This window comes from Streptomyces sp. SP18CS02 (assembly GCF_036322365.1).
Lineage (GTDB): Bacteria > Actinomycetota > Actinomycetes > Streptomycetales > Streptomycetaceae > Streptomyces.
Window position 1 is genome coordinate 331,055 of record NZ_JAQYXC010000281.1, and the last position, 25,845, is coordinate 356,899.

At 73.1% G+C, this 25,845-nt stretch carries 22 protein-coding genes; 13 read left to right on the forward strand and 9 right to left on the reverse strand.

The window, feature by feature from the left end:
• The first annotated feature begins 44 nt into the window (after positions 1 to 44).
• Positions 45 to 1,397: an SDR family oxidoreductase gene (locus PUR26_RS16565; RefSeq protein ID WP_329873141.1), complete on the forward strand. Its 1,353-nt coding sequence runs from the start codon at positions 45 to 47 to the stop codon at positions 1,395 to 1,397.
• A gap of 3 nt (positions 1,398 to 1,400) precedes the next feature.
• Here the strand turns inward: PUR26_RS16565 and PUR26_RS16570 are convergent, their stop codons facing one another.
• The 5 genes from PUR26_RS16570 to PUR26_RS16590 all read right to left on the reverse strand — a co-directional run bounded on the left by PUR26_RS16570 (position 1,401) and on the right by PUR26_RS16590 (position 7,190).
• Entirely contained in the window at positions 1,401 to 2,318 is a 918-nt protein-coding gene (locus tag PUR26_RS16570) for a chitosanase (RefSeq protein WP_329873230.1), read from the reverse strand.
• Positions 2,319 to 2,527: 209 nt separating this feature from the next.
• On the reverse strand, positions 2,528 to 3,502 hold the full coding sequence (locus tag PUR26_RS16575) for an acyl-ACP desaturase (protein ID WP_329873142.1): 975 nt from the start codon (positions 3,500 to 3,502) through the stop codon (positions 2,528 to 2,530).
• Positions 3,503 to 3,617: 115 nt separating this feature from the next.
• Entirely contained in the window at positions 3,618 to 4,394 is a 777-nt protein-coding gene (gene ddaH / locus PUR26_RS16580; protein ID WP_329873143.1) for a dimethylargininase, read from the reverse strand.
• A 339-nt stretch (positions 4,395 to 4,733) separates the two neighbouring features.
• Positions 4,734 to 6,383, reverse strand: a complete 1,650-nt coding sequence (locus tag PUR26_RS16585) for an ABC-F family ATP-binding cassette domain-containing protein (protein WP_329873144.1) — start codon at positions 6,381 to 6,383, stop codon at positions 4,734 to 4,736.
• 390 nt (positions 6,384 to 6,773) lie between these two features.
• A complete protein-coding gene (locus tag PUR26_RS16590; protein WP_329873145.1) occupies positions 6,774 to 7,190 on the reverse strand; it encodes an SsgA family sporulation/cell division regulator in 417 nt (138 codons plus the stop codon).
• Positions 7,191 to 7,352: 162 nt separating this feature from the next.
• Here PUR26_RS16590 and PUR26_RS16595 point away from each other — a divergent pair, with 162 nt between their 5' ends.
• Complete coding sequence (locus PUR26_RS16595) at positions 7,353 to 8,537, forward strand: WD40/YVTN/BNR-like repeat-containing protein (protein ID WP_329873146.1); 1,185 nt, start codon at positions 7,353 to 7,355, stop codon at positions 8,535 to 8,537.
• A gap of 1 nt (position 8,538) precedes the next feature.
• On the opposite strand, the gene PUR26_RS16600 is transcribed toward PUR26_RS16595, so the two are convergent.
• Positions 8,539 to 8,844 (reverse strand): YciI family protein, encoded by a 306-nt coding sequence (locus PUR26_RS16600; protein WP_329873147.1) that lies wholly within the window; start codon positions 8,842 to 8,844, stop codon positions 8,539 to 8,541.
• Positions 8,845 to 9,200: 356 nt separating this feature from the next.
• Here PUR26_RS16600 and PUR26_RS16605 point away from each other — a divergent pair, with 356 nt between their 5' ends.
• From PUR26_RS16605 to PUR26_RS16630, 6 genes are all read left to right on the forward strand, one after another.
• Positions 9,201 to 10,151: a GDSL-type esterase/lipase family protein gene (locus tag PUR26_RS16605; protein ID WP_329873148.1), complete on the forward strand. Its 951-nt coding sequence runs from the start codon at positions 9,201 to 9,203 to the stop codon at positions 10,149 to 10,151.
• Positions 10,152 to 10,563: 412 nt separating this feature from the next.
• Positions 10,564 to 11,751 (forward strand): macrolide family glycosyltransferase, encoded by a 1,188-nt coding sequence (locus PUR26_RS16610; protein ID WP_329873149.1) that lies wholly within the window; start codon positions 10,564 to 10,566, stop codon positions 11,749 to 11,751.
• On the forward strand, positions 11,748 to 13,334 hold the full coding sequence (locus PUR26_RS16615) for an alpha/beta fold hydrolase (RefSeq protein ID WP_329873150.1): 1,587 nt from the start codon (positions 11,748 to 11,750) through the stop codon (positions 13,332 to 13,334). Before PUR26_RS16610 ends, PUR26_RS16615 begins: the two co-directional genes overlap by 4 nt.
• Before the next feature lie 246 nt (positions 13,335 to 13,580).
• Positions 13,581 to 14,012: a hypothetical protein gene (locus PUR26_RS16620; RefSeq protein ID WP_329873151.1), complete on the forward strand. Its 432-nt coding sequence runs from the start codon at positions 13,581 to 13,583 to the stop codon at positions 14,010 to 14,012.
• Positions 14,013 to 14,044: 32 nt separating this feature from the next.
• On the forward strand, positions 14,045 to 14,749 hold the full coding sequence (locus PUR26_RS16625) for an endonuclease V (RefSeq protein WP_329873152.1): 705 nt from the start codon (positions 14,045 to 14,047) through the stop codon (positions 14,747 to 14,749).
• Positions 14,750 to 14,885: 136 nt separating this feature from the next.
• Complete coding sequence (locus PUR26_RS16630) at positions 14,886 to 15,263, forward strand: VOC family protein (RefSeq protein ID WP_329873153.1); 378 nt, start codon at positions 14,886 to 14,888, stop codon at positions 15,261 to 15,263.
• A gap of 79 nt (positions 15,264 to 15,342) precedes the next feature.
• Here PUR26_RS16630 and PUR26_RS16635 read toward each other — a convergent pair whose 3' ends face one another.
• Positions 15,343 to 16,536 (reverse strand): saccharopine dehydrogenase family protein, encoded by a 1,194-nt coding sequence (locus tag PUR26_RS16635; RefSeq protein ID WP_329873154.1) that lies wholly within the window; start codon positions 16,534 to 16,536, stop codon positions 15,343 to 15,345.
• A 465-nt stretch (positions 16,537 to 17,001) separates the two neighbouring features.
• Between PUR26_RS16635 and PUR26_RS16640 the strand changes: the two genes are divergently transcribed.
• From PUR26_RS16640 to PUR26_RS16655, 4 genes are all read left to right on the forward strand, one after another.
• On the forward strand, positions 17,002 to 18,144 hold the full coding sequence (locus PUR26_RS16640) for a CaiB/BaiF CoA transferase family protein (protein WP_329873155.1): 1,143 nt from the start codon (positions 17,002 to 17,004) through the stop codon (positions 18,142 to 18,144).
• Positions 18,141 to 19,283, forward strand: a complete 1,143-nt coding sequence (locus PUR26_RS16645; RefSeq protein WP_329873156.1) for an acyl-CoA dehydrogenase family protein — start codon at positions 18,141 to 18,143, stop codon at positions 19,281 to 19,283. Before PUR26_RS16640 ends, PUR26_RS16645 begins: the two co-directional genes overlap by 4 nt.
• Positions 19,284 to 19,384: 101 nt before the next feature.
• The gene (locus PUR26_RS16650; RefSeq protein ID WP_329873157.1) at positions 19,385 to 20,599 is read left to right on the forward strand and encodes an acetyl-CoA C-acetyltransferase; all 1,215 of its coding nucleotides are present in this window, start codon (positions 19,385 to 19,387) and stop codon (positions 20,597 to 20,599) included.
• A gap of 43 nt (positions 20,600 to 20,642) precedes the next feature.
• Entirely contained in the window at positions 20,643 to 22,814 is a 2,172-nt protein-coding gene (locus tag PUR26_RS16655; RefSeq protein WP_329873231.1) for a 3-hydroxyacyl-CoA dehydrogenase NAD-binding domain-containing protein, read from the forward strand.
• A 173-nt stretch (positions 22,815 to 22,987) separates the two neighbouring features.
• On the opposite strand, the gene PUR26_RS16660 is transcribed toward PUR26_RS16655, so the two are convergent.
• Positions 22,988 to 23,731, reverse strand: a complete 744-nt coding sequence (locus tag PUR26_RS16660; RefSeq protein WP_329873158.1) for a MerR family transcriptional regulator — start codon at positions 23,729 to 23,731, stop codon at positions 22,988 to 22,990.
• Between the two features lie 273 nt (positions 23,732 to 24,004).
• Here PUR26_RS16660 and PUR26_RS16665 point away from each other — a divergent pair, with 273 nt between their 5' ends.
• Positions 24,005 to 24,784 carry a GNAT family N-acetyltransferase gene (locus PUR26_RS16665; RefSeq protein WP_329873159.1) on the forward strand — a complete coding sequence of 260 codons (780 nt, stop codon included), beginning with the start codon at positions 24,005 to 24,007 and terminating at the stop codon, positions 24,782 to 24,784.
• Here the strand turns inward: PUR26_RS16665 and PUR26_RS16670 are convergent.
• On the reverse strand, positions 24,766 to 25,797 hold the full coding sequence (locus PUR26_RS16670; RefSeq protein WP_329873160.1) for a cation diffusion facilitator family transporter: 1,032 nt from the start codon (positions 25,795 to 25,797) through the stop codon (positions 24,766 to 24,768). The two genes, PUR26_RS16665 and PUR26_RS16670, sit on opposite strands and share 19 nt — an antisense overlap.
• Between the last annotated feature and the right edge of the window lie 48 nt (positions 25,798 to 25,845).

Here is a 25,845-nt window from a genome sequence, read left to right on the forward strand (position 1 = left end):
ACCCGGTGCTGACCCGCGCGGGCCCTCGCTAAGATCACCTGCGCATGGAGCATCAGCACCCGAGCACCCTCACGGACGACGAGTTGGCGGCGTTCAGCCGCACGGTCGGGCGGTTGCGCGCCCTGCCGCTGGACGACCCCATGCGCGTCCAGGGCGAGGTCCTCGCCGCTTCCTTCGCGCGCGAAAGCCGCAACAAGCGCCGCCGGGCGCGTCGGCGCGCAGAGGCAGCCGCCGATGCCGCCATCAGTGCCGCCACCGCCACCGGTGCGCTCGACCGGCGCGAGGACGCGCCCCTGCGGGTCGCCGGGAACGACAGCCCCGGAGAGTTCATCAAGCCGCGGCACTGCTATGTCTGCAAGTCGTCGTACAGACGGGCGGACGCCTTCTACCACCGGCTCTGTCCGGCCTGCGCCGAGGAGAACACCGGCCGGCGGGCCTCGGCGACCGATCTGGCGGGGCGCCGGGTGCTGCTCACCGGCGGGCGGGTGAAGATCGGGTTCCAGCTCGCGCTGATGATGCTCCGCGACGGCGCCGAGCTCCTCGTCACCAGCCGCTTTCCCCAGGACACCCTGAGACGCTTCCGCGCGGCCGAGGGCAGCGAACAGTGGCTCGACCGGCTGACCGTGGCCGCCATCGACCTGCGCGACCCCCGGCAGGTCCTCGGACTGTGCGACCGGCTCCTCGCCGACGGGCAGCCCCTCGACATACTCGTCAACAACGCCGCCCAGACGATACGCCGGCCGCCCGAGTCGTACGCCCTGCTGGGCGACGGCGAGCGGCGGGGAGCCCTGCCGGGCGGTGTGCTCGTGGCCCCGGGCTACGAGCCGCCGAACGCCCTTTCCGCGTCGAGCGGCGCCCTTGCCCTCGTACTGGGAGGACAGGTGGACGAGGCCGGGCTGCTGGCCGACCCCTCGGAGCGGAACTCCTGGTCCGTCCGCCTCGGCGAGCTCGACCCCGCCGAGCTGCTGGAGACGCAGCTCGTCAACGCCCTCGCACCGGCGCTGCTCTGCGACCGCCTGCTGCCGCTGTTGCTCGCCTCGCCGCGGCCGCGCCGCTACATCGTCAACGTGAGCGCCGTGGAGGGACGCTTCACCGTGCGCAACAAGACGGCCGGTCATCCCCACACCAACATGGCGAAGGCCGCGCTCAACATGCTCACGCGGACCAGCGCCGAGCAGCTGGCCGACCAGGGCGTGTACATGTGCAGCGTCGACACCGGCTGGATCACCGACGAGAACCCCGCGCCCCGCAAGGCGCGGATCGCCGCCGTCGGCACCCGTACGCCGCTGGACGTCGTGGACGGCGCCGCCCGCGTCTACGACCCGATCGTGCGGGGCGAGGCGGGCTCGCCCGTCGCCGGGGTGTTCCTCAAGGACTACCGCGAAGCCGCCTGGTGACGGTCACAGCGCATCGATGCGAAACGTCTCTCCATAGGTCTTCCACGTCAGCGGAATCTTGAGATCCATGTTGCCGTCGCGCAGGAAGACCCGCTGGGCGGTGTCGATGCGGGACGTGTCGCGCTCCCGCTCGGTCAGCTGCGTCTTCATCACGGCCCGGCCCGCGTCCATGAAGGCGTCGAGGAACGCCTTCTCGTCGCCGCCCTCCGCCACCGTGCGCGCCTTCTTCATGGCCGCGTCGCGGATGCCGTAGAAGCCGCTCTGCCCGACGCCGGGGCCGTGCAGCACCATCGCGTCGTAGTAGACGAACTGGCCGAGGGTGGACAGTCCGTCCATCTTCGCCAGGCGCACGGCCGGATCGAAGTAGACGCGGTCCCGGATCACGTCCTGGGCGGTACGGAACGCGGGGTCCTTCGCGGCCTTGACCCACGCGGCCGTGAAACCGGGGTCCAGGCCCTCGTGCGAGTCTGTGCCGTCGACCTCCCGCAGTGCCGGGAGGTACGCGGCGAGCGGATTGTCCGGGTGCTGCTCCGTGTAGTACTCGACCAGCTCGAGCATGTCGTGCGTACCGGAGCAGAAGCCGATGACGCCGGCGGTATAGCCGTTGCCGTCGCCGATGTCCTCGATGGAGTCGTACTGGCCGCGCCAGTCGAGGGTCGAGTTCTCGGCGCTCGCCACCAGCCGGGCGGCGATCTCCTTCTTGCCCGGTGCGGCGAGGCCGGGGGGCATCTTGGCGATCCGCTCCTCCAGCGCCTTCTGCTCGTCCGCGCTGCCCGTCTTGAGAGGGTTCGGTGCTCCGGTCGCCTTGGGGGCGGTGGCTTCATCGGCCATGTCGGCGGGGCGCTGCGAGCCGCCGCCTCCACCGAACACGATGGAGGCGACGATGGCTATCGGGGCGCCGATCAGGAAAAAGCGGGTCACAGGCTTCACGCGGCACAGCGTACGTGGCAGCGTCGCGCGCCCTGTGAGTGGCCTGTGCGCCGGGCGCAACCGGAATGCGCCCCTTTCAGCCCGAAGGCTCCCGGCCCCCGGGGCTCGACACCTCGAAGGGCCTCGGCCGCTTCCGGGGCTACGCGGCCGCCCCGGCGGCCTTCGGCGACTCGGAGGCGGCCCGCGGACCCCACGGCCGGTCAGCCCGCGGCGCGCGCCGCCATCCGGGCCTTGCGGGCCGCGAGCTTCTCGTCGAACTTGCTGGCCTCGGCGTCCAGGCCGCGCATGTACAGGCCGAGCTCCTCCTGCGCCTTCAGACCCTCCGGGCCGAGCCCGTCGATGTCGAGGACCTTCAGGAAGCGCAGGACCGGCTGCAGCACATCGTCGTGGTGGATGCGCATGTTGTAGACCTCGCCGATCGCCATCTGCGCGGCCGCCCGCTCGAAGCCCGGCATGCCGTGTCCCGGCATCCGGAAGTTGACGACGACGTCCCGGACGGCCTGCATGGTCAGGTCGGGGGCGAGCTCGAAGGCGGCGCCCAGCAGGTTCCGGTAGAAGACCATGTGCAGGTTCTCGTCGGTGGCGATGCGCGCCAGCATCCGGTCGCAGACCGGGTCGCCCGACTTGTGACCGGTGTTGCGGTGCGAGATGCGGGTCGCGAGCTCCTGGAAGGCGACGTACGCGACCGAGTGGAGCATCGAGTGCCGGTTGTCCGACTCGAAGCCCTCGCTCATGTGCGTCATCCGGAACTGCTCCAGCTTGTCCGGGTCCACCGCGCGCGAGGCGAGCAGGTAGTCGCGCATCACGATGCCGTGGCGGCCCTCCTCGGCCGTCCAGCGGTGCACCCAGGTGCCCCAGGCGCCGTCGCGCCCGAAGAGGCTGGCGATCTCGTGGTGGTAGCTGGGGAGGTTGTCCTCGGTGAGCAGGTTGACGACGAGCGCGATCTTGCCGAGGTCGGTGACCTTGGACTGAGCGGGGTCCCAGGGCTCACCGTCCTCGAAGAGGCCCGGGAAGTTCCGGCCGTCCGACCAGGGGACGTACTCGTGCGGCATCCAGTCCTTGGTCACCTTGAGATGGCGGTTGAGTTCCTTCTCGACCACCTCCTCCAGCGCGAACAGCAGCCGGGCGTCGGTCCACGCTTCCGAGCTGCCGAGGTGGGGAGAGGTGAGGGTCACGGGTGCTCCTGGGGGACGGGAAAATACTTACGGACTCGTAGGTTACGAGACCGTAGGTTAAGGGGGCCGTAAGCCTGCGCCAAGTCCGGGCGCCGTGATGAGCGATTACGTTCGGTTATGCGTACAGGTCACGCATGCGCACGGACAGGCAGGTCACGCACCCTTCGAGCTTCTCGAACTCGCTGATGTCGACCAGGACCGGCTCGTAGCCGAGGTCGGTGAACAGCTCCGCCGAACGGGGCGCGCTCGCGGCCATCAGCAGCTTCCCGCCGCCCAGCAGCACCACATGCGCACCCGTCTCCTCCGGCACGGGAAGGAAGCGCGGGAAGGCCGACGGCTGCTCGACCAGCGGTCCGTGCCCGATGACCGTGCCGTCCGGCAGGGCCGTCACCGCCGACTTGAGGTGCAGCACCTTGCTGAGCGGTACGGCGACGATCCGGGCGCCCAGCGGCTCGAAGGCCGCCCGCAGCTGCTGGACGCCCGCCGCGTTGGTGCGGCCGCCCCGCCCCACGTACACCGTGTCGCCGACCTTGAGCACATCCCCGCCGTCGAGGGTCCCCGGTTCCCAGATCCAGTTCACCGAGCAGCCGAGCCGCGCCACCGTCTCCTCGACGGCGGCGGTCTCGGGCCGGCGCTGCTCGGCGCCCGAGCGGGCGATCAGCGCGACGTTGCGGAACATCACCACCGTGTCCTCGACGAACACCCCGTCCGGGCAGTCGTCGGCCGGGTCCACCGCGACGGTCTCCCAGCCGTGCGCGCCCAGGATCTCCACGTACCGCTCCCACTGCGTGAGCGCCAGAGCGGTATCGACGGGCAGACGCTCGACATGGGTGACCAGGCCCTCGGCGAGGCGCGGGCTCGGACGGCGGACCAGGGCTCTTCTGCTCGGCACGGGCACTTCTCCGGATCGCGGCAGGGAACGGTGACCGACGTCACCTACCCCGTAACCGGCCGGTCGATCCCCGGGCCGCCGGTGTTCCGCCCGCATGCCCGCACACAAATCCGCCGCCCGCATGCCCGCGGGCACGTCCGCCGCCTGGGACGCGCGCCGGGCCGCCGGCCGTGCTCCCGGACGCCGGCCCGGGAGCACGGCCGCGGGAGCCGCGCGCCGGAGTGCGGTCCCCCCCCGGGCGCAGGCGAGGGAGCACGGCCCCCCGGGAGCCCGCATGTGCCGGCGGGCAGGCGAGCACCCTGTGCCGGGGGAGCCGCACGGCCCCGGAGCCGCGGGGTGTCAGCGCGCCCCCAGGCTCTCCCGCACCTCCTCCGGCGTCGTCGGACGCAGCTCGCCGTCGAGCAGCAGCCAGCGCGTGATGCCGATCGACTCCAGGAACGGCACATCGTGGCTGGCCACGATCAGCGCTCCCTCGTACGCCTCCAGCGCGGCCGTCAGCTTCCGCACGCTGGCCATGTCCAGGTTGTTCGTCGGCTCGTCCAGCATCAGCAGCTGTGGCGCCGGCTCGGCCAGCATCAGCGCGGCGAGCGCGGCGCGGAACCGCTCTCCTCCCGAGAGCGTCCCGGCCGGCTGATCGGCCCTGGCCCCCCTGAACAGGAACCGCGCCAGCCGTGCCCGGATCCGGTTGGGGGTCGCGTCCGGCGCGAACCGGGCGACGTTCTGCACCACGCTCAGCTCGTCGTCGAGCACATCGAGCCGCTGTGGCAGGAAGCGCAGCGGCACCTGTGCTGCCACCTCGCCCGACACCGGCTCCAGTTCGCCGGCGACGGTGCGCAGGAGCGTCGTCTTGCCCGCGCCGTTGCGGCCCACGAGGGCGATCCGCTCGGGACCGCGCAACTCGAACTCGCCGCCGACCCGCGCCCCGTAGCGCAGCTCCAGCTCGCGCAGCAGCAGCACCCCCCGCCCGGGATGGACCGTCGTGGAGGGGAGTTCGATGCGGATCTCGTCGTCGTCCCGTACCGCCTCGACCGCCTCGTCGAGCCTTTCCTTCGCGTCGGCGAGCTTCTGGGTGTGCATGATGCGGTGTTTGCCGGCCGACTCCTGGGCCGCCCGTTTGCGCCCACCCATGACGATCTTCGGCTCGCGTTTGCTGTCATACATCCGCTGCCCGTACCGCTTGCGCCGGGCCAGCTTCACCTGTGCGTCGGCCAGTTCGCGCTTCTGGCGCTGCACGTCGGCCTCGGCGACCCGCACCATGCGTTCGGCCGCCTCCTGTTCGGCCGCGAGCGCCTCCTCGTACGCCGTGTACGCGCCGCCGTACCAGGTGACCTCGCCGTCCCGCAGATCGGCGATCTGGTCGACGAGTTCCAGCAGTTCACGGTCGTGGCTGACCACGAGCAGCACACCGGACCAGGCCGACACGGCGGCGTAGAGGCGACGCCGCGCGTACAGGTCGAGGTTGTTCGTCGGCTCGTCGAGCAGCAGCACACCGGGCCGGGCCAGCAGGAGCGCGGCCAGCCGCAGCAGGACGCACTCGCCGCCGGAGACCTCGCCGATGGTGCGGTCGAGGCCGATGTGCCCGAGGCCGAGCTGGTCGAGCGTGGCGCGTGCCCGCTCCTCCACGTCCCAGTCGTCACCGACCGCGGTGAAGTTCCGCTCGCTCGCGTCACCCGCCTCGATGGCGTGCAGCGCGGCGCGCGTCCCGGCGATGCCGAGTGCCTCGTCGACCCGCAGGCCGGTGTCGAGGGTTGCGTTCTGCGGCAGGTACCCGACCTCGCCCGCGGTACGGACGGCGCCCTCGGTCGGGGTGAGCTCCCCGGCGATCAGCTTGAGCAGGGTCGACTTCCCGGAGCCGTTGAGACCGATGAGGCCGGTCCGGCCGGGGCCGACGGCGAGCTGGAAGCCGTCGAGGACCTCGGTGCCGTCCGGCCATGAGAAGGACAGCGACGTGCAGGTGATGGAGCTGGAAGAGCTGGAAGAGCTGGACATAGGGGTCTCCCTGTTGCGTGGGTGATGGGCTGGGCAACGGGTGAGACACCGGGCGACCGGTCGGGACCAGGGGTCCGGACAGCGCGAAGGCCCTGATCCGGCGATCGGCAGGGACGGCTCGTACGCGGAGGTCGCACACATCGGCGCGCAGCACGGGGCTGAGCGACACGGTGTCTCGAAACCTCAGACGAGCAACGTCCTACTCCAATCGGCGACAACAAGGCCAGGAACGACGCTACGTCCGGCCGCGTCCGGGGCGCAACCCGTTTATCCGGTCCGGCCCCGCGGGGCCCGTCCCGCACGGGTCCGCCCCTGCGCGGCCGTGACCTGCCCGGCCCCGCCGTGGCGAGCGGAGGGCGCGCGGTCCGGCAAGCTGCCGCCGTGATCGCCTCAGCGGGCGTCGCGCAGCAGGTCCGCCAGGTTCTGGTCCAGATCCAGGAACTGCAGCTCTTGGCCCACCGGCACCAGGTGTTGGGCGCGCTTGAGGAAGCGGCGCACCTCCGACGTCCGGATGTGCACCATCGCGATGCCCTCCGGGGCGTGGAACTCCACCACCGTCCGGTCGAACCCGTAGGGCCGTACTCGTACGTCCCCGACCCCGGCGGGCGCGTCAAGGCCCTCCGCCAGGAGCTCGCGGGAGAACGCCCAGGTCACCTCGGTGCCCTCCAGCGCCGCCGGGGCCGGGAAGGCCATCCGCACGGCGAAGGGGTCGTCGCGGTCGTACTTCAGCGTGGCCGGAACCGTCTCCATACGGGGAGCGGACGCGACCAGACGGGCCTCGACGGCCTGCTCGACGACGTTGGACAAGGCCAGCTCCCTACAACACAAGGCTTCGGCGTACGCCTCCTTACAGGGGGGAGGACGAGGAATCCGGCCAGTGCGTGCATCGGCGGGGGACGTGACCTGTGTCACCGCACCCCGCGGAGGCGCTCTGGACGGGGTGGGAGCGGTGGGCTAGCTTCCCGCGCCATGACGTCCATGGGGAAGACGAGACGAATGATGTCGCTGGGGCTCTGCGGGGTGGCGCTGACCGCCGCGCTGGCCGCACCGGCGCACGCGGTTCCCACCACGGCGGAGCCGCGGCGGCCGGCCCCCGCGCAGGGGCTTCCCGGCGGGGCCGCCGGCGGGCGGACCGCCGCCGACCGGGCGGAGACGGCGTACGGCCGGGTTCCCGGCTGGCGGCTGAAGGAGACCGGCACGGAGGTCCGCTTCCGGGGGCTGGCGGCGGTCGGCCGCGCCGACGCCTGGGTGGCGGGGTCCGACGGCACCGTCCTGCGCACCGCCGACGGCGGCCGCAGCTGGCGGAACGTGTCCCCGCCCGGCGCCGCCGAGCTGGAGTTCCGCGACATCGAGGCGTTCGACGCCCGCCGCGCGGTGGTGCTGGCGATCGGCGAGGGCGAGGCGTCCCGGATCCTGCGCACCGCCGACGGCGGGGCGACCTGGAACGAGACGTTCCGCAACGACGACCCGAGGGCCTTCTACGACTGCGTCACCTTCTTCGACAGCCGCAACGGCCTCGCCCTGAGCGACCCGGTGGACGGCGCCTACCGCATCCTGTCGACCGGCGACGGCGGCCGCTCCTGGCGGGTGCTGCCCGGTGCGGGCATGCCCGCCGCGCTGCCCGGGGAGGCGGGTTTCGCCGCCAGCGGCCAGTGCCTGGTCAGCGCCGGCCCCAGCGACGTCTGGCTGGCGACCGGCGGCGGAGCGACGGGGCGTGTGCTGCACTCCCCGGACCGCGGGCTGAACTGGACCGTCGCCGAGTCGACGATCCCCGCCGGGGACCCCGCGCGGGGGGTGTTCGGCCTCGCGTTCCGCGACCGTACGCACGGGCTCGCGGTCGGCGGGGACTACCGCGCCGGCCAGGCGTCGCCCCGGGCGGGCGCCGTCACCTCGGACGGCGGGCGGACCTGGCGACAGGCGCACACTCCGCCGGCCGGCTACCGGTCGGGTGTGACCTGGCTGCCGCACAGCCGGTCCGCCGCGCTGGCCGTCGGGCCGGGCGGTACGGACCTGACCACCGACGGCGGGCTCACCTGGCGCACGGTGGACAACGGCTCGTACGACACCGTCGACTGTGCGCCGGATCTCGGCTGCTGGGCCTCGGGCGAGAAGGGCCGGGTCGCCCGCCTGGAGCCCCGGGGCCGGGTGTCGTGACTCAGGCCGGCGGGGGCGACTGCTGCCGGAAGGGGGCCAGTTCCGGCGCGGTCTTGGTCGCGATGAACTCCGTGACGCGGTACTCGCAGACCCCGCCGGTCACGAACGGGTCGGCCGCCGTGATCTCCTCGATCCGCGAGCGGTCGTCCCCGACGGCCAGGATCACCCCTCCGTCCCGAGGGTTCTTGCGGCCGGAGGCGATGAAGACGCCGGACGCGTAGTGGGTGTCCAGCCAGGTGATGTGCTCGCTCATGAGCGCGTCGGCGCGCTCGACAGGGCCGGTGTAGGTCAATTCCAGTACGAACATGATCGCCAGCCTATCGACGGACTCGGCACCGCCGAGGAGGCCCCCGCGACGGCGGTGAGCCGCCCGCACCCACGGGCCGGCCGGGACCTGCTCCCCGGTCTCCCCGACCGGTGCTCCGCGGCCCGTCGCCCCGCCCCACGCAGGTACGCCCCTGAACACTGCTCCGTGGAAGCCGCGTTCGGGCGCCTCCCCCTGAACACCGCGACCACCCACCGCACGGCGTGTGCGCTCTCGTTTCCTGCGGCCCGCTTGATCGTTTAGCGGTGCACGGCGACGGTCGGAGCCCCCTCCCCTCCAGCGGAGTGCGGGCCGTGATCGGCCGCCGATGACAGGTCAGGTCCTGACAAGGGAGTGTCATGGTGGGTGGGAGTACGGGACGCGGCAGGCGGACCAGGCGCCGTGTGCGTCGGGCGCTGGTGGGCGGGTACGCGTGGCTGCTGGTGCGCGGGGAGTTGTGGGACGGCCGCAAGTCGCCCAGTGCGCAAGGGCGTTACGGGAGCGGCGAAGCGCCTTCGGTGCCGGTGGTGTTGCTGGGGGATTCCTCGGCGGTGACGGTGGGCGTGGTCGAGCGCGGGCAGACGAACGGGTTCCGGCTGGCCGAGGGGCTGGTGGCGGAGCTCGGCTGCGCGGTGGAGGTCGACGTCCTGGCACGTGCGGGGGTGACGACGGCGGGAATGGCCCGGCAGGTGGAAGCGGCCCTCGCCCGACCGGACCGGGGAGTGGCGCTGATCCTGGTCGGCGGCAACGATGTGATGCTCCCCCTGCCGGTGCGCCGCCCGGCCGCCCGTCTGGGTCGGTACGTCGCCCGGCTGCGCGGCGCGGGCTGGCAGGTGGTGGTCGGTGCGTGCGCGGACATCGGGGCGGCCCCGGCCCTGCGGCGGGGTGTCGGCCCGGTGGCCTCCGCGCGCTCACGCCGGCTGGCCCGGAAGCAGGCGGCGGCCGCGCTGGCCCACGGTGCTTCGGTGGTCTCCCTGTCCACGGACGCCTTCCGCGACCGGCCGCGGGAGCTGTACTGCCCGGACGGGTTCCACCCCAACGCGGACGGATACCTGCTGTACGCCCGGAGGGCCGCGGTGGCGGTGACGGAGGCGGTACGCGCCCATCTCACCGGGGCCGGCCCCGCGCATGCGGGGGACGTGTACTTCGATCGCCCCGCGCAGGCGGCCCGGCACGTGACCCGCGAGCACGGGGCCTGCTTCCTCCCCCTCGGCCCGGACGGCCTGGTGGTGATGCGCCGCCACACCGCGGTGCCGGACGGCGCTCCCGTGGAGCGCGACGCGCGGGCGGCCGCTCTGGTGCGGCGGTGACACGCCGGATCGGGGCGTGGGGCGCGTGCGCGGTGAACGGCCTGACGGTGTTCCCGGGCGGGCTCGGCCATGTCGCGCCGCTGACGGCGCTGCCCGCGATCCCGGCGCTCACCGCCGTCCCGCGGGCGGGAACCTCCATGGCGCCGGCCGCGAGCGTACTGCCCCGGGTGCGTCCCGCCACCCGCCCCCGATCGCGGCAAGCCCGCGATGCCGGTGCGCCCCCTGCCTCCGCCGTGGCCGCCGGCGTCTGACGCACCCACGCCGACGCGACCGCCGCACCGGCGCCGGTCCCGTCAACGACCCCCGTGAGCGCTCTCGTTCAGGCGATCCGGACGTCCGCCGCACCACCCGTCGGCCCATCCGGCCGTTTGATCAACATCACGTCGTTCCCCTCCCTCGTACTGGAGCATCCATGGCCGTCCCGTCTCCCCGCCGCGCGCACATCGCGGTGTTCAACGTGCCCCAGCAGGGCCACGTCTTTCCGACCCTGGCGGTGGTGTCGGAACTCGTCGCCCGGGGACACCGGGTCAGTTACGCCGTCACCGAGGAGTTCGCCGGCGCGGTCAAGGCATGCGGCGCCGAACCCGTCGTCCACCACCCCGGCGGCACCGGTCAGGAGGCCCCCGAGGACCTGGCGGCCGGTGTGACGACGGCTATCGGGCAGACCATCGGCGCCCTGCCCGAGCTGGCCGCCGCGTTCGCCGAGGACCGCCCCGACCTCGTCCTGTACGACATGTACGCCTGGTCCGGTCCCCTGCTGGCCGCCCGCTGGCAGGTCCCCGCCGTCCAACTCGCCCCCACCCACCTGCCCTACGACGGCATCGTCCCCGAACTCCTCGGCGTACCGGACATCACCCACATCCCCGGCTTCACCGAGCTGAGCGACGCGCTCGCCGCGCACGGCGTGACCGAATCGGTCCACGAGCTGACGCTGGCCCCCCGCAGGGCGGTGGCGTTCTTCCCCCGCGCCTTCCAGCGGAAGGCGGACACCGTCACGGCGGGCAGCGTCGCCTACGTCGGTCCCGCCCTCGGCGACCGCTCCCACCAGGGCCGCTGGTGCCCGCCCACCGGCGACCGGCCGGTCCTGCTGATCTCCCTCGGCTCGCAGTACAACCGCCGCCCCGACTTCTACCGGGCGTGCGTCGACGCCTTCGCCGCCACCGAGTGGCACGTGGTGATGTCGATCGGCGGCGCCGTCGACCCGAGCGCCCTCGGGTCCCTGCCCGCCACAGTCGAAGTCCACGCCGGTGTTCCGCAGCTCGAAGTCCTCGCCCACGCACGGGCCTTCATCACCCATGCCGGCATGGGCAGCGTCATGGAGGCCCTGTCCCACGGCGTCCCGCTCGTCGCCGTCCCGCAGATGGCCGAGCAACACGCCAACGCCCACCTGGTCGAACACCTCCGCCTCGGCGTCCGTCTGCCGCGGGAGCAGGCCACCGCGCACGCCCTCCTGGACGCGGTGCGGCGGGTCACCGCCGACGCCGGCATCGCCCGCGGCGTGGCCGCCCTGCGCCACGAGATCACCGAGGCCGGGGGAGCCCGGGCCGCCGCCGACTTCATCGAACAGTCCCTCCCCGCCCACCGGGCGACCGCCGGATGAGCGGGGCGCGGCTGCTGCTGGCCTCCCTGCTCGCCCTGTCCGGGGCTCCGGCCCCGCCCGCGGCGGCCGCGCCCGCACCCGAAGCCTCCGTCGGAGAGAGCAGCCAGGACACGGTTCGGCGCGCCGCCATCACCATGGCCGACGGCACCTCCCTCGCCGCCACCGTCCACCAGCCCCCCGGCCCCGGCCCCCACCCCCTGCTGGTGGTGCCGGGAGCCTGGTGGGTGATGCCCCTGGACATGCTCCTCGACCGCAACCGGTCCCTGGCCCGGGCCGGTTACACCGTCGTCGCCTACGACCCCAGGGGCCTGCGCCGATCCGGCGGCGAGATCGACATGGCGGGCCCCGTCGACGTCGCCGACGCCGCCACCGTCGTCACCTGGGCACTGGACCACACCACCGCCGACCCCCGCCGGGTCGGCATGCTCGCCAGCTCCTACGGCGCCGCCCTCGCCCTCAACGCCGCCGCCCACGACCGGCGCGTCAGCGCCGTCGCCGCCCTGTGCCCCTGGACCGACCTGAACGCCGCCTACCTGCCCGGCGACACCCGCGCCGCCTCCGTCTCCTCCTATCAGGAGCTCTTCGGCCGCCTCAACGGACGTCTCAGCCCGGCCACCCGGCAGGCCTTCGACCGGATGCGTACGGGGGCAGGAGCGGACCCGCTGCGCACCTGGGCCCGTGAGCGTTCCCCGCTCACCCACGCCGCGCGCCTCAACGCCCATGGCACCGCCGTGTTCCTGTCGGGCGAGTGGAGCGACCCCCTGGTCCCCGCCGGCCAGACCGGGGCCCTCCTCGACGCCCTCACCGGCCCCAGACAGCTGTGGATGAACCCCGGTGGGCACGGTGACTCCAGCAGTGCCGAGTCCGAGCTCCTCGACAGCCCCGCGCGGACCCGCCACCACGCGCTCGCATGGCTCGACCACCACCTGCGCGCCGTCCCCAACGGCGCCGACCGCCTGCCCCCTCTGCTCGTCCGGCCCCGCGACGGCGCGCGGGTGGAGACGTATCCCGGCTGGGCCGCGCTCGAACGGAGCCGTCGCCCCGTAGCCGTGCGGCCCCCCGGCGCGAGCGCCGCCACCCTGCGCCTGGTCGCCGGCGCGGACTCCCCGGCCGACTCGGGCGCCTTCCCCGTCTCGGGGCTGCTCGACGGCGCGGGCCTGCCGCCGACGACCTTCCGGCCCCTGCTCGGCCCACCGGTGGCGGCCGTCTGGCACTCCTCCCCGCTGCCGCGGCCGTGGGCACTGAGGGGCAGCCCCCATCTGGACATCCGGTTCACACCGTCGGCCGGGGCGGGCGGCTTCGTCGTCCACCTCTACGACGTCGACCCCCTCGGTACCGCCCGCCTCCTCACCCACCAGCCACGCGCCTTCCGCGCCGTCCCCGGCACGCCGGTCAGGGCCTCCCTGGCGCTGCCCGCCACCGCGTGGACCGTCCCGGCCGGCCATCGCGTCGCCCTCGTCATCGACACCGCCGACCACCGCTACGCCACCGGCAACCCCGTGGGCGCCCTGCTCGACTTCGACGCGGCCTCAGCGCGTCTGTCCCTGCCGACGGCCCACGACACGACCGGCCGGGCGCGGTAGCGCCCCGACGGCCCCGGTCCGTCCGGCTCCCGCGTGGGCGAGGAGCCCCGCAAGAGGGCACCGGCCGGAACCCGCCATCGGCCGGACCGGACGCCGGCGCGGCAACCTGGGGCGCGTACCGCCATGTGCGTGTCCGGGCAGGTCACATCCGACCGGATCGCGACCCTTCCCAAGAGGGGCGCATCGGGCCACACCCTACGGTGGGCGCGTCGTGTGCCCGCACGACCGAGACCGGAAAGAGGAATCATGCAGCGTCGCATCCTCACGACCGCGCTGGCCGCCGCCGGCGCACTCATCGCCGTCGTCCTCACCCCCTTCAGCGCCCAGGCCGCGTCCTACAGCGGGGGCAACTACGGCGCGTACGCCTACGAAGGCTCGTATCCGACCGTCTCCGGGTGCGTGGGCACGTTCTCGCAGAAGCACACCGCCTCGTGGCAGGGGATCAAGCTCACGTACTTCTACTCGTCGAGGTGCGGTTCCTTCGCCCGCATCGACGACGCGCCGGGGGACTGTGTCGCGGTCGCCCAGCGCGCCGACGGCGGCGGCTGGGTCTCCGAGTCCGTCGATCCGGGCATCACCTACGCCTACACCAAGATCGCCAACAATCTGAACGGGCGCCTCTCACGCGCGATCCTCTCCTGTCACGGCGACGACCTGGCGTACACGCCCTGGTACTGAGCCCGCCCGGCGGCCGTAGGGTGGCGGGCATCATGAAGATCATCCCAACGCCCGCCGACTGGCCGACGACCGAGACCGAGGCCCTGGCCGTCCAGGACGGACTGCGGGGACGCGTCATCCTGGACGAGCCCGGCCCACCACCCGGGACCGGCCTGGTGACCGGCGTCGACGTGGCGTACGACGACGAGAACGACCTCGTCGCGGCGGCCGCCGTCGTCCTGGACGCCCGTACCCTCGCCGTGGTCGAGGAGGTGACGGCGGTCGGCCGGATCTCCTTCCCGTACGTCCCGGGCCTCCTGGCCTTCCGCGAGATCCCCACCGTCCTGGCGGCCCTGGACGCGCTCACGACCGGCCCCGGACTGGTGGTCTGCGACGGTTACGGGCAGGCGCACCCGCGCCGTTTCGGGCTCGCCAGCCATCTCGGGGTGCTCACCGGCCTGCCGGTGATCGGTGTCGCCAAGAACCCCTTCACGTTCTCGTACGAGCAGCCCGGCCAGGCCCGCGGCGCGGCCGGCCCCCTCCTCGCCGGCGACGAGGAGGTCGGCCGCGCGCTGCGCACCCGGGCCGGGGTGAAGCCGGTGTTCGTCTCGTCGGGGCACCGCGTCACCCTGGACAACGCCTGCGCGCACACCCTGAACCTGACGCCCCGATACCGGCTGCCCGAGACCACCCGGCGGGCCGACGCCCTCTGCCGGACCGCCCTGCGCGAGGCGTCCGGAGGCCGGGCGACCGCGTAGGGGAGCGATCCCCGGGAGCCCCGCACGCTCCGCGTCCACGACGGCCGTCGCGTTCGTGGCGCCCCGTCGATCCCGGCGGAGGGCGGGGCTGTCATGATCACTGCTCAAGTGTCGGCCCCGTGAAAGGACGCTTCCCGTGCTCGGTTCCCTGCAGTGTGTGGTACTGGACTGTCCGGACGTCCGCGAACTCGCGGACTTCTACGGCCGGTTGCTCGGCGGAGAGGTGAACCGGCCGGACCCGCGCTGGTCGCTCGACGACCACTGGGCGACACTGCACCTGGAGAACGGACAGGTGCTGGCGTTCCAGCGGGTCGACGCCTACCGGCGGCCGGCGTGGCCGGATCCCGAGCGGCCCCAGCAGGCCCACCTGGACATCGCGGTGCCCGACCTCGACGGGGCGCGGGACGAGGCGCTCGCGCTCGGTGCCGTACTGCTGGAGGAAGGGGAGCCGGGCCGAGGGTGGCACGTCTACGCCGACCCGGCCGGGCATCCCTTCTGTCTCGTGGGCCACTGAGCGACGGCCGGGAACAGGCGGGAGCGGCCGCGGTCGCCGTGACGGCGGACGGGCGGGTACCGCCCGCCCGGCCGCCGGGTCAGCGCAGGTCGGCGACGCGGAAGCCGATGCCCGCCGCCCGCAGGCGTTCCAGCAGCGCGTCGCCCATCGCCACGGCCGTCGTGACCTGGCCCGCGGTCTTCGGCAGGGTGGTGTCGAAGGCCAGGCACAGGGCGGACTCGGCCAGCATCTTCGCCGTCTCCCCGTAGCCGGGGTCGCCGCCCGACACCTCGGTGAACACCCTGCGCCCGCCGCCCTCCCCGACGAACCGGACCGTGAACCAGCTGCGCGCGCGACGCTCGGCGTCCGGCCCCTGTCCCGGTTGGTAACGGCTCATCAGCCACCGCCGGGCGGCCGGGATCTGAGCCAGTGCCAGACCCGCCCCGACCGCGCTCACCCCGCCCAGCGCCATCGGAAGGGTCCGTACGCCGGCGTAGTGCCGGTAGCGGAAGTCCGGGCCGTACCGGGGCAGCGCCTTCGCGGAACGGGCCACGACGCCGGGATCCAGGGTGGGCAGGGGCAGCGCCCACGTTCCCGTCTCCCGGCTGTACCGCGGCGCGCCGAGCGGCGCCCGCGCCCGGCGGTCCACCAGCCGTGGCTCATGCAGCCGCCGCTCGCGCGCGGCCCGCAGCATGGCGGGGCCGCGCCCCATCGCGGTGAGCGCGGAGGCGAACGTGCCGCCCGAGAAGACGGCGTTGGTGCGGACGAAGCCGTCGATGCGCAGCGGCACCCCCTCGGGCAGCTGCCGGACGGTGAAGTAGACGCCCAGATCGTGCGGGACGGAGTCGAAGCCGCAGGCGTGCACGAGGCGCGCCCCCGTCTCCCGGGCCCGCGCGTCATGACGCACGTACATCAGGTCCACGAACTCGGGCTCACCGGTGAGGTCCACGTAGTCGGTCCCGGCCTCGGCGCAGGCCGCGACCAGCCCCTCCCCGTACCAGAGGTAGGGGCCGACGGTGGTCGCCACCACCCGGGCGGAATCGGCGAGTGCGCGCAGCGAGTCCGGATCGGTGGCGTCGGCGTGCAGCAGGGGGAGGTCCGCGCACCGGGGTTCGACGGCGGCGAGCCGCTCGCGCAGCCGCTCCAGCGCCTCCTGGTCGCGCCCGGCCAGTGCCCAGCGGCAGGCGGCGGGCGCGTGTGCGGCGAGGTAGCGGGCGGTGAGCTCGCCCACGAATCCGGTGGCCCCGAAGAGCACGACGTCATACGCCCGTGCCGGGTCTTTCAGCCTGTCCATCGAGCCTCCGCCGTTCGTGCCGCGTGTGCCGCGCTGTGTCGTCGGAGGCAGAGGTTAGGGGGTGTCTCGCCGGTCCTGCCAGGCTCGCGACCCCTGGCACCGCCTACCCCCGTAGCCCTTCGGGCACGGGAGGTGCCCCCACGCCGCGTTGTCCTCGGTCGACGTCGTCCCCCGTGGCCCTCCGGGCACGGGGGTACCCCTACCGTGTCGCCTCCTCCGCCGTGCGACGCAACGGCACCAGACGTCGCTCACCCGTCCCGCCCGATCGACGAGACACCCCCCTGGCGCCTGTCGTGCGGACCCTGGCGTGCGCCGTCCGCGGCCATGACCCGGGTGGCACCGTGCGCCCGTCGGCCGAAGGCCGTAACTTCTAAGCGCTTGCTCGTTCCAAGGGCTTGTGCGAAGTGGAACACGTTCTTAGCATCGTCGATGTTACAGCGGTTGTGTCACAGTGCTGGGGGTCCGATGGCAGCGACAGGGAACGGCCCGCTCACCGGGGTGCGGGTGGTCGAACTGGCGGGCATCGGCCCCGGTCCGTTCGCCGCCATGCTCCTGGCCGACCTGGGTGCCGATGTCGTGCGGGTCGACCGGCCCGGCGGCGCGGGGCTGGCGATCGATCCGGCCTACGACCTCACCAACCGCAACAAGCGCTCCGTGCTCATCGACCTCAAGGCCGATGACGGCCCCGGGCAGGTACTCGACCTCGTGGACCGGGCCGACATCCTCATCGAGGGGTACCGGCCCGGGGTCGCCGAACGGCTCGGCGTCGGCCCCGGCCCATGCCTCGCCCGCAATCCCCGGCTGGTGTACGGGCGGATGACCGGCTGGGGCCAGGAAGGGCCGCTCGCCCAGCGGGCCGGGCACGACATCGCGTACATCGCGATCACCGGCACGCTGTCCATGATCGGAAAGGCGGACGAACCGCCGACCGTGCCCGCCAACCTGGTCGGGGACTACGCGGGAGGCTCCCTCTACCTGGTGATCGGCATCCTCGCCGCGCTCCGGCACGCCCAGAGCGAGGGCGGCGCGGGCCAGGTCGTCGACGCGGCGATCACCGACGGGACGGCGCATCTGGCCACCATGATCCACGGCATGATGGCGGCCGGCGGCTGGCAGGACCGGCGCGGCGCCAACCTCCTCGACGGGGGCTGCCCCTTCTACGGCACCTACGAGACCGCCGACGGCCGGTACATGGCGGTGGGCGCGCTGGAACAGCGGTTCTACGACCGGTTCACCCAGCTGCTGGGCATCGACGAGTACGCTCCGTCCCGTAAGGACTTCGACCGCTGGGGCGAGCTGCGCGAGATCGTCGCCGAAAGGTTCCGGACCAGGACCCGAGCCGAGTGGACGGCCGTCTTCGAGGGGTCCGACGCGTGCGTCGCCCCGGTCCTCTCCCTGCGCGAGGCGCCCGCGCACCCGCACCTGGCGGCCCGGGGGACCTTCGTCGACCACGGCGGGATCACCCAGCCCGCGCCCGCGCCGCGCTTCTCGGTCACCCCCGGCTCCGTGCGCCGGCCGCCCGCCCGGCCGGGGGCCGACACCGAGGGGGTCGCCCGCGACTGGGACGTACCGAGCATCATCCAGCAGCCCGACAGGAGGCCGAGTTGAAGCGTCAGATCTTCAGCGCCGAGCACGACGCGTTCCGCGAGACCGTCCGTACCTTCCTGGCCAAGGAAGTACTGCCGCACTACGAGCAGTGGGAGAAGGACGGCATCGTCTCGCGCGAGGCGTGGCTCGCGGCCGGACGGCAGGGGCTGCTGGGTCTCGCCGTCCCCGAGGAGTACGGGGGCGGCGGTGACACCGACTTCCGCTACAGCGCCGTGCTGGCCGAGGAGTTCACCCGCGCCGGAACCCCGGGACTGGCCCTCGGGCTGCACAACGACATCATCGGCCCCTATCTCACCTCCCTCGCCACGGACGAGCAGAAGCGGCGCTGGCTGCCCGGCTTCTGCAGCGGCGAGATCATCACCGCCATCGCCATGACCGAGCCGGGCGCCGGGTCCGATCTCCAGGGCATCCGCACCACGGCGGAGGACCGCGGCGACCACTGGCTGCTCAACGGTTCCAAGACCTTCATCTCCAACGGCATCCTCGCCGACCTGGTGATCGTCGTCGCCAAGACCAGCCCCGAGGGCGGGGCGCACGGTCTGTCGCTGCTGGTCGTCGAGCGGGGCATGGAGGGCTTCGAGCGGGGCCGCAACCTCGACAAGATCGGCCAGAAGTCCCAGGACACCGCCGAGCTTTTCTTCCACGACGTACGCGTCCCCAAGGAGAACCTCCTCGGCGAGCTCGACGGGGCGTTCATCCATCTGATGACCAACCTGGCGCAGGAACGGCTGAACATAGCGGTCGCGGGAATCGCCGCCGCCGAGCACCTGCTGGAGATCACCACCGCGTACGTCAAGGAACGCGAGGCGTTCGGACGGCCGCTGGCCAAGCTCCAGCACATCCGCTTCGAGATCGCGGAGATGGCCACCGAGTGCGCCGTCACCCGCACGTTCCTCGACCGCTGCATCGTCGATCACTCGAACGGGCAACTGGACGCGGTCCACGCGTCGATGGCCAAGTGGTGGGCCACCGAGCTCCAGAAGCGGGTGGCCGACCGCTGCCTCCAACTGCACGGGGGGTACGGCTACATGGCCGAATTCCCGGTCGCCAGAGCATTCACCGACGGCCGGATCCAGACGATCTACGGCGGGACGACCGAGATCATGAAGGAGATCATCGGCCGCTCGCTGCTCGGCTGACCACGCCCACCCCGTTCCGGGACGTCCCGTGCGTCCCCAGGGGCGCCCTCGGAGGGAGCCCCGGACCCCGACCCCCGGCCGCAAAGAAAGGCTCTTCACCAGTGAGCACCGAAGCGTACGTATACGACGCGATCCGCACCCCGCGCGGGCGCGGCAAGGCCAACGGAGCCCTGCACGGGACCAAGCCGATCGACCTGGTGGTCGGCCTCATCCACGAGATCCGCGGCCGCTTCCCCGGCCTCGACCCGGCCGCGATCGACGACATCGTGCTGGGCGTCGTCGGGCCCGTCGGCGACCAGGGTTCCGACATCGCGCGCATCGCGGCCATCGCCGCCGGGCTGCCCGACACCGTCGCCGGCGTACAGGAGAACCGCTTCTGCGCCTCCGGCCTGGAGGCCGTCAACATGGCGGCGATGAAGGTCCGCTCCGGCTGGGAGGACCTGGTCCTGGCGGGCGGCGTCGAGTCGATGTCGCGCGTGCCCATGGCCTCGGACGGTGGCGCCTGGTTCGCCGACCCGATGACCAACTACGACACCGGCTTCGTCCCCCAGGGCATCGGCGCCGACCTCATCGCCACCCTGGAGGGCTACTCCCGGCGCGACGTGGACGAGTACGCCGCGCTGTCCCAGGAGCGGGCCGCGGCGGCCTGGAAGGACGGCCGCTTCGACCGTTCCGTCGTCCCCGTCAAGGACCGCAACGGCCTGGTCGTCCTCGACCACGACGAGCACATGCGGCCCGGCACCACCGCCGACTCGCTCGCCGGTCTCAAGCCGTCGTTCGCCGGCATCGGGGACATGGGCGGCTTCGACGCCGTGGCCCTGCAGAAGTACCACTGGGTGGAGCGGATCGACCACGTCCACCACGCCGGCAACTCCTCCGGCATCGTCGACGGCGCCTCCCTCGTCGCCATCGGCTCGAAGGAGGTCGGCGAGCGGTACGGGCTGACGCCCCGCGCCCGGATCGTCTCCGCGGCCGTCTCCGGCTCCGAGCCGACCATCATGCTGACCGGTCCCGCGCCCGCCTCCCGCAAGGCCCTCGCCAAGGCCGGACTCACCATCGACGACATCGACCTGGTCGAGATCAACGAGGCGTTCGCCGGTGTCGTCCTGCGCTTCGCCAAGGACATGGGGCTCTCCCTGGACAAGGTCAACGTCAACGGCGGCGCGATCGCCATGGGACACCCGCTCGGAGCCACCGGCGCGATGATCCTCGGCACCCTCATCGACGAGCTGGAGCGCCAGGACAAGCGGTACGGCCTCGCCACGCTCTGCGTCGGCGGCGGCATGGGCATCGCCACGATCGTCGAGCGTCTCTGACCGTCCCGTCCACCCCAGTTACGGAGAAGCAGCAATGACAGACATGCCGACGAGTTCCACCATCCGCTGGGAACAGGACGAGACCGGTGTCGTCACGCTCGTCCTGGACGACCCCGACCAGTCCGCCAACACCATGAACCAGGCGTTCAAGGACTCCATCGCGGCGGTCGCCGAGCGGGCGGAGGCCGAGAAGGACTCCATCCGCGGCATCATCGTCACCTCCGCCAAGAAGACGTTCTTCGCCGGCGGCGACCTCAAGGACATGATCAAGGTCGGCCCGGAGCAGGCGCGGCAGGTCTTCGACACCGGCATGGCGATCAAGCGCGCCCTGCGCCGCATCGAGACCCTCGGCAAGCCGGTCGTCGCCGCCATCAACGGCGCGGCGCTCGGCGGCGGTTACGAGATCGCCCTCGCCTGCCACCACCGGATCGCCCTGGACGCCCCCGGCTCGAAGATCGGCCTGCCCGAGGTCACCCTCGGTCTGCTCCCGGCGGGCGGCGGCGTCACCCGCACGGTGCGGCTGATGGGCATCGCGGACGCGCTGCTGAAGGTGCTCCTCCAGGGCACCCAGTACCCGCCGCGCCGCGCCCTCGACAACGGGCTGGTCCACGAGGTCGCCGAGACCCCCGACGAGATGTTCGCCGCGGCGCGGGCCTTCATCGACGCCCACCCCGAGTCGCAGCAGCCCTGGGACGTCAAGGGCTACCGGATCCCGGGCGGGACGCCGGCCAGTCCCCGGTTCGCCGCCAACCTGCCGGCCTTCCCCGCCAACCTCAAGAAGCAGGTGGGCGGCGCCCCGTACCCGGCCCCGCGCAACATCCTCGCGGCGGCCGTCGAGGGCTCCCAGGTCGACTTCGAGACCGCCCAGACCATCGAGGCCCGGTACTTCACCGAGCTGGTCACCGGCCAGACCGCCAAGAACATGATCCAGGCGTTCTTCTTCGACCTCCAGGCGGTCAACTCCGGCGCCAACCGGCCCCAGGGCATCGAGCCCCGCCCGGTCCGCAAGGTCGCCGTGCTCGGCGCCGGGATGATGGGCGCGGGCATCGCGTACTCCTGCGCCAAGGCAGGCATCGAGGTCGTCCTGAAGGACGTGACGCCGGAGGCGGCCGACAAGGGCAAGGGGTACGCGGAGAAGCTCCTGGCGAAGGCGCTGTCCCGGGGCCGCACCACCGAGGCGCGGCGCGACGAGCTGCTGGCCCGGATCACCCCGACGGCGGACCCGGCGGACCTCGCCGGCTGTGACGCCGTCATCGAGGCGGTGTTCGAGGACACGGCGCTCAAGCACAAGGTGTTCCAGGAGATCCAGGACGTCGTCGAGCCGGACGCGCTGCTCTGCTCCAACACCTCCACGCTGCCGATCACCGTGCTGGCGGAGGGCGTCGCACGGCCCGCCGACTTCATCGGGCTGCACTTCTTCTCGCCGGTCGACAAGATGCCGCTCGTGGAGATCATCAAGGGTGAGCGGACCGGGGACGAGGCACTGGCGCGCGCCTTCGACCTCGTACGCCAGATCAACAAGACCCCGATCGTGGTCAACGACTCGCGCGGGTTCTTCACGTCCCGGGTCATCGGCCGGTTCATCAACGAAGGCGTGGCGATGGTCGGCGAGGGCCTGGAGCCCGCGTCGGTCGAGCAGGCGGCCGGACAGGCCGGTTATCCGGCGAAGGTCCTGTCGCTCATGGACGAGCTGACGCTCACCCTCCCGCGCAGGATCCGCGACGAGACCAGGCGCGCGGTGGAGGAGGCGGGCGGCACCTGGCCCGGCCACCCGGCGGACGAGGTGATCGACCGGATGGTCGACGAGTTCGGCCGCCCGGGCCGCGGCGGCGGCGCCGGCTTCTACGAGTACGACGAGGACGGCAGGCGGGCCGGTCTCTGGCCGGGCCTGCGGGAACACTTCACCAAGCCCGAGGTCACCGTGCCCTTCGAGGACATGAAGGAGCGGATGCTCTTCTCGGAGGCCCTGGACACCGTCCGCTGCCTGGAGGAAGGCGTCCTGACGTCGGTGGCCGACGCCAACATCGGCTCCATCATGGGCATCGGCTTCCCGGCCTGGACGGGCGGCGCGCTGCAGTACATCAACGGCTACGAGGGCGGGCCGGCGGGCTTCGTGGCCCGTTCGCGCGAGCTCGCCGAGCGGTACGGGGAGCGGTTCCTGCCGCCCGCGCTGCTGGTGGAGAAGGCCGAGCGGGGCGAGGTCTTCACCGACTGAGCCCGGTGGCACCGGGGCGGCCGTCCACGGGCACGGACGGCCGCCCCGGTGCGGCCCGGGCCCGCCGCCGGTCGTGGCGGCGGGTGGTCTCCGGCCCGGTCCCGGTCACCGTCAGCGGCGGCCGATGCGGCGCGACACGCGGTGCGGCGGGAGCCGCCCCGCCGAGCGAACGGCTACTGCGCGCGGAACGCGGCGCGCAGCTCCTCCCGCAGCGACCGCTGGAACGCCGTCACCAGGGCCTGGACCACCAGCGGCTGCATGTGCGCCGACAGCGACTTCATCGCCGCCACGTGCTCGGGGTCCGACTCGCGCTCCCGGTACGGGCTCCACACCTCGTCCCGGAACAGCCGGGTCAGCGCCTGCGCCGCCGACCGGGTGTGGTCCATCAGCACCGTGCGGGCCGCCAGGATCGTCCCGTGTGCGATGGGCACGTCCAGCAGCTGCACCCCCAGCCGCAGGAGACCCGGGTCCACCTGGAACGTCTCCGGGCCCCCGGGCCCGCCCCCGACGCGCACCAGGACGTCCATCGCGGCGAGCAGGTCGAGGTCCTCGTCCGTCAGGGGCCGCCCGGCGCGCCGCTCCAGCTCGGCGCGGGTCGCCTCCTCCGCTGCGTCCGGCGCCCAGGTCGCCACCAGGGCCCGGTGGATGGCGAGGTCGTGGGGGCTCAGGTCCGGCGGCAGCTGCTCCAGATAGCGTTCGATCGCGGCGAGCGTCATCCCCTGATGCTGCAGCTCCTCGATGAGCGCGAGCCGGGACAGGTGCTCGGGGCCGTAGTGGCCGACCCGGCGGGGCCCGATCACCGGCGGCGGCAGCAGACCGCGAGTGCCGTAGAAGCGGATCGTACGCACGGTCACCCCGGCCCGGGCGGCCAGCTCGTCGACGGTGAGCGTCGGCTGCTCCTCGGTGTCGGTCGCCATCCGTGGGGCCTCACTTCCGGTGGTGCGCTGCTTCGGCAGAACAGTATTGCTGTCTCACCAGTGATGTGAAAGTGCCCGGCGACGACCGGGGGACGGGTGGCACGGCGCGTGGGCCGGCCCCGCCCCGTCCCGCACGATGACCCTGCCGCTCGGTCCCGGCTCGCCCCGTCAGGCGCGCACGGCCTTCGGCACGCCGCGTACGGACACGCGGGAGGCCCCCTCCGCCGCGAAACCCTGTTGCCGTCCGCCGGACCGGGGTGGTGGGCTGGCGCCATGGAGCACGACGCGCTGCTGGCGCTCTTCGACCGGGAGGGACGGCGGGACGCCCGCCCCGACGGTCCCGGCATGCGGATCGAGCGGGACGGCGACGTCGTGCGCCAGACCGGCCCGGCCCACGGGTGGAACGGGATCCTCTGGTCGGACCTCGACCCCGCCCGCGCCGACGCGGCGATCGACCGGCAGGTGCGGCACTTCACCTCGCTGGGGCTGGCCTTCGAATGGAAGTTGTACGCGCACGACCGGCCCGGGGACCTCGCCGGACGGCTGCGCGCGGCCGGGTTCCGGCCGGAGCCGGAGGAGTCCCTGATGGTCGCCGGCGCCGACGACATCGCGGCCCTGCCCGCTGCGCCGCCCGAGGGCATCGAGCTGCGCCCGGTCACCGACGCGGCGGGCGCGGCGCTCGTGGCGGCCGTCCACGACCAGGCGTTCGGCACGGACGGCACGCACATCGAACGGCAGTTGCTCGACCGGCTCGCGGCCCACCCCGACACGGTCGCCGCCGTCGTCGCCATGGCCGGTGACCGGCCGGTCGGTTCGGCCCGGCTGGAGATGCCGCCCGGCACCCGGTTCGCCGGACTGTGGGGCGGCGGCACCGTGGAGGACTGGCGGGGCAGGGGCCTCTACCGCTCGCTCCTCGCCCACCGGGCGCGCATCGCGGCCGCCCGGGGCTACCGCCACCTCCAGGTCGACGCCTCCGCCATGAGCGGCCCCGTCCTGCGACGCCTGGGCTTCGCCCGGCTCACCACGACCACCCCTTACGTCCACGAGCCCTGAGCCGCGGCGGGGAAGTGGTGGGCGAGCTCCTGGTGCGGGTCGGAGCCGCCCGTGTACCCGTGGTCGATGTGCACGGTCACCGACGTCAGCCGCGGCACCTCGTGCAGCAGGGCGTGCTCCGCCGCGACCGCCACCGCGTGCGCCTGGACCACCGTCAGGGCCGGGTCGACGACGACGGAGGTCTCGGCCCGCAGGGCGTGGCCCAGCCACCGCATCCGTACGCTCCCCACCGCCCTTACGCCCTCGACCCGGGCGAGCGTCTCCTCGGCGCCGTCCACCAGCGCCGGATCGACGGCGTCCATCAACCGGTGCCACACCTCCCGTGCCGCGCCCCGCAGCACCAGCAGGATCGCGGCCGTGATGGCCAGGCCGATCAACGGGTCGGCCCACCGCCATCCCAGGGCCGAGCCGCCCGCACCCAGGAGTACCGCGAGTGAGGTGAACCCGTCCGTGCGGGCGTGCAGACCGTCGGCGACCAGGGCGGCGGAACCGATGCGGCGCCCGGTCCCGATCCGCGCCCTGGCCACCCACTCGTTGCCCGCGAACCCCACCAGACCGGCCGCGGCGACGGCCGGCAGATGGCTCACGTCCTGCGGATCCAGCAGCCGCCGCACCGCCTCGTACCCGGCGAAGGCGGCCGACGCGGCGATCACCAGCACCACGCACACGCCCGCCAGATCCTCGGCGCGCCCGAAGCCGTACGTGTAGCGCCGGGTGGCCGCCCGTCGTCCGAGCACGAAGGCGAGGGCGAGCGGCAGCGCGGTCAGGGCGTCGGTCGCGTTGTGCACGGTGTCGCCGAGCAGGGCGACCGAGCCCGACAGGAAGGCGATGACCGACTGGGCGACGGTCGTCGCGGCGAGGACCGCGAACGAGAACCACAGGGTGCGCAACCCCGCGGCCGACGTCTCCAGCGCGGCGTCGATCCGCTCACCGTGATGGTGGTGATGGTGTCCGTGGCGGTGCCCGCGACGGCGTCCGTCGTCGTACTCATGGTGGTGTCCACGACCGGTCATGGACACCACCATGACAGCTCGGAACCCTTGCGGCCACTGACCAGAAGC

Bases quoted from the DNA above. Each gene is read 5' to 3' on its own strand.
- PUR26_RS16655 (WP_329873231.1), top strand. From the start codon at position 20,643: ATGCCGACGAGTTCCACCATCCGCTGGGAACAGGACGAGACCGGTGTC.
- PUR26_RS16665 (WP_329873159.1), top strand. From the start codon at position 24,005: ATGGAGCACGACGCGCTGCTGGCGCTCTTCGACCGGGAGGGACGGCGG.
- PUR26_RS16595 (WP_329873146.1), top strand. From the start codon at position 7,353: ATGACGTCCATGGGGAAGACGAGACGAATGATGTCGCTGGGGCTCTGC.
- PUR26_RS16670 (WP_329873160.1), bottom strand. From the start codon at position 25,797: ATGACCGGTCGTGGACACCACCATGAGTACGACGACGGACGCCGTCGC.
- PUR26_RS16600 (WP_329873147.1), bottom strand. From the start codon at position 8,844: ATGTTCGTACTGGAATTGACCTACACCGGCCCTGTCGAGCGCGCCGAC.
- PUR26_RS16640 (WP_329873155.1), top strand. From the start codon at position 17,002: ATGGCAGCGACAGGGAACGGCCCGCTCACCGGGGTGCGGGTGGTCGAA.
- PUR26_RS16610 (WP_329873149.1), top strand. From the start codon at position 10,564: ATGGCCGTCCCGTCTCCCCGCCGCGCGCACATCGCGGTGTTCAACGTG.
- PUR26_RS16625 (WP_329873152.1), top strand. From the start codon at position 14,045: ATGAAGATCATCCCAACGCCCGCCGACTGGCCGACGACCGAGACCGAG.
- PUR26_RS16660 (WP_329873158.1), bottom strand. From the start codon at position 23,731: ATGGCGACCGACACCGAGGAGCAGCCGACGCTCACCGTCGACGAGCTG.
- PUR26_RS16585 (WP_329873144.1), bottom strand. From the start codon at position 6,383: ATGTCCAGCTCTTCCAGCTCTTCCAGCTCCATCACCTGCACGTCGCTG.
- PUR26_RS16565 (WP_329873141.1), top strand. From the start codon at position 45: ATGGAGCATCAGCACCCGAGCACCCTCACGGACGACGAGTTGGCGGCG.
- PUR26_RS16615 (WP_329873150.1), top strand. From the start codon at position 11,748: ATGAGCGGGGCGCGGCTGCTGCTGGCCTCCCTGCTCGCCCTGTCCGGG.
- PUR26_RS16620 (WP_329873151.1), top strand. From the start codon at position 13,581: ATGCAGCGTCGCATCCTCACGACCGCGCTGGCCGCCGCCGGCGCACTC.
- PUR26_RS16635 (WP_329873154.1), bottom strand. From the start codon at position 16,536: ATGGACAGGCTGAAAGACCCGGCACGGGCGTATGACGTCGTGCTCTTC.
- PUR26_RS16605 (WP_329873148.1), top strand. From the start codon at position 9,201: ATGGTGGGTGGGAGTACGGGACGCGGCAGGCGGACCAGGCGCCGTGTG.